The organism is Streptococcus sp. SCPM-O-B-15294 (M123) (assembly GCF_058200455.1).
In genome coordinates this window covers 1-3,113 of record NZ_JBYQGU010000026.1, presented here as the reverse complement: position 1 = coordinate 3,113, position 3,113 = coordinate 1, and the positions used below count along the sequence as shown (strand labels likewise).

The window sequence follows — 3,113 nt, the reverse complement described above, 5'->3', positions numbered from 1 at the left end:
AAGAAATTAGGTTAATAAGGTTAAGTTAATAAGGGCGCACGGTGGATGCCTTGGCACTAGGAGCCGAAGAAGGACGTGACAAACGACGAAATGCCTCGGGGAGCTGTAAGTAAGCTTAGATCCGGGGGTGTCCGAATGGGGGAACCCAGCAGGTGATACCTGTTACCCATATCTGTTAAGGATATGAGGAGGAAGACGCAGTGAACTGAAACATCTAAGTAGCTGCAGGAAGAGAAAGCAAAAGCGATTGCCTTAGTAGCGGCGAGCGAAACGGCAGGAGGGCAAACCGAAGAGTTTACTCTTCGGGGTTGTAGGACTGCAATGTGGACTTAAAGATTATAGAAGAACTACCTGGGAAGGTAGGCCAAAGAGAGTAATAGCCTCGTATTTTAAATAGTCTTTATACCTAGCAGTATCCTGAGTACGGCGAGACACGTGGAATCTCGTCGGAATCTGGGAGGACCATCTCCCAACCCTAAATACTCCCTAGTGACCGATAGTGAACCAGTACCGTGAGGGAAAGGTGAAAAGCACCCCGGGAGGGGAGTGAAATAGAACCTGAAACCGTGTGCCTACAACAAGTTCGAGCCCGTTAATGGGTGAGAGCGTGCCTTTTGTAGAATGAACCGGCGAGTTACGATATGATGCGAGGTTAAGTTGAAGAGACGGAGCCGTAGGGAAACCGAGTCTGAATAGGGCGCCTTAGTATTATGTCGTAGACCCGAAACCATGTGACCTACCCATGAGCAGGTTGAAGGTGCGGTAAAACGCACTGGAGGACCGAACCAGGGCACGTTGAAAAGTGCTTGGATGACTTGTGGGTAGCGGAGAAATTCCAAACGAACTTGGAGATAGCTGGTTCTCTCCGAAATAGCTTTAGGGCTAGCGTCGACATTAAGATTCTTGGAGGTAGAGCACTGTTTGGGTGAGGGGTCCATCCCGGATTACCAATCTCAGATAAACTCCGAATGCCAATGAATTATGGTCGGCAGTCAGACTGCGAGTGCTAAGATCCGTAGTCGAAAGGGAAACAGCCCAGACCACCAGCTAAGGTCCCAAAATAATTGTTAAGTGGAAAAGGATGTGGGGTTGCACAGACAACTAGGATGTTAGCTTAGAAGCAGCTATTCATTCAAAGAGTGCGTAATAGCTCACTAGTCGAGTGACCCTGCGCCGAAAATGTACCGGGGCTAAAACAATTTACCGAAGCTGTGGATCCCTTAGGGGATGGTAGGAGAGCGTTCTATGTGTGAAGAAGGTATACCGTGAGGAGTGCTGGAACGCATAGAAGTGAGAATGCCGGTATGAGTAGCGAAAGACAGGTGAGAATCCTGTCCACCGTAAGACTAAGGTTTCCAGGGGAAGGCTCGTCCGCCCTGGGTTAGTCGGGACCTAAGGAGAGACCGAAAGGTGTATCCGATGGACAACAGGTTGATATTCCTGTACTAGAGTATGTAGTGATGGAGGGACGCAGTAGGCTAACTAAAGCGTGCGATTGGAAGTGCACGTCTAAGCAGTGAGGTGTGAATTGAGTTAAATGCTTAGTTCTATAACATTGAGCTGTAATGGGGAGCGAAGTTTAGTAGCGAAGTTAGTGATGTCACACTGCCAAGAAAAGCTTCTAGCGTTAATCATACTCTACCCGTACCGCAAACCGACACAGGTAGTCGAGGCGAGTAGCCTCAGGTGAGCGAGAGAACTCTCGTTAAGGAACTCGGCAAAATGACCCCGTAACTTCGGGAGAAGGGGTGCTGACTTATGTCAGCCGCAGTGAATAGGCCCAAGCAACTGTTTATCAAAAACACAGCTCTCTGCTAAATCGTAAGATGATGTATAGGGGGTGACGCCTGCCCGGTGCTGGAAGGTTAAGAGGAGTGCTTAGGAGTAATCCGAAGGTATGAATTGAAGCCCCAGTAAACGGCGGCCGTAACTATAACGGTCCTAAGGTAGCGAAATTCCTTGTCGGGTAAGTTCCGACCCGCACGAAAGGCGTAATGATTTGGGCACTGTCTCAACGAGAGACTCGGTGAAATTTTAGTACCTGTGAAGATGCAGGTTACCCGCGACAGGACGGAAAGACCCCATGGAGCTTTACTGCAGTTTGATATTGAGTGTCTGTGCCACATGTACAGGATAGGTAGGAGCCATTGAGATCGGGACGCCAGTTTCGATGGAGGCGTTGTTGGGATACTACCCTTGTGTTATGGCCACTCTAACCCGGATAGGTGATCCCTATCGGAGACAGTGTCTGACGGGCAGTTTGACTGGGGCGGTCGCCTCCTAAAAGGTAACGGAGGCGCCCAAAGGTTCCCTCAGAATGGTTGGAAATCATTCGCAGAGTGTAAAGGTATAAGGGAGCTTGACTGCGAGAGCTACAACTCGAGCAGGGACGAAAGTCGGGCTTAGTGATCCGGTGGTTCCGTATGGAAGGGCCATCGCTCAACGGATAAAAGCTACCCTGGGGATAACAGGCTTATCTCCCCCAAGAGTTCACATCGACGGGGAGGTTTGGCACCTCGATGTCGGCTCGTCGCATCCTGGGGCTGTAGTCGGTCCCAAGGGTTGGGCTGTTCGCCCATTAAAGCGGCACGCGAGCTGGGTTCAGAACGTCGTGAGACAGTTCGGTCCCTATCCGTCGCGGGCGTAGGAAATTTGAGAGGATCTGCTCCTAGTACGAGAGGACCAGAGTGGACTTACCGCTGGTGTACCAGTTGTCTCGCCAGAGGCATCGCTGGGTAGCTATGTAGGGAAGGGATAAACGCTGAAAGCATCTAAGTGTGAAACCCACCTCAAGATGAGATTTCCCATAACTATATGTTAGTAAGAGCCCTGAGAGAAGATCAGGTAGATAGGTTAGGAGTGGAAGTTGTGTGAGCAATGGAGCGGACTAATACTAATAGCTCGAGGACTTATCCAAAAAGTAACTGAGGATATTTACAGCAGGTTAGATTTTTGTTAGAATATAGGTATTCAATTTTGAATGTTCATCATTCAGAGTTAAGTGACGATAGCCTAGGAGATACACCTGTACCCATGCCGAACACAGAAGTTAAGCCCTAGAACGCCGGAAGTAGTTGGGGGTTGCCCCCTGTGAGATATGGTAGTCGCTTAGC

2 rRNA genes are annotated in these 3,113 nt (G+C 49.6%); both read left to right on the top strand.

The annotated features are described in order from the left end of the window. Window positions 1-18: 18 nt before the first annotated feature. Window positions 19-2,917 (top strand): 23S ribosomal RNA (locus AC3E8G_RS10185). Window positions 2,918-2,997: 80 nt separating this feature from the next. Next, a 5S ribosomal RNA gene (gene rrf, locus AC3E8G_RS10180) occupies window positions 2,998-3,113 on the top strand.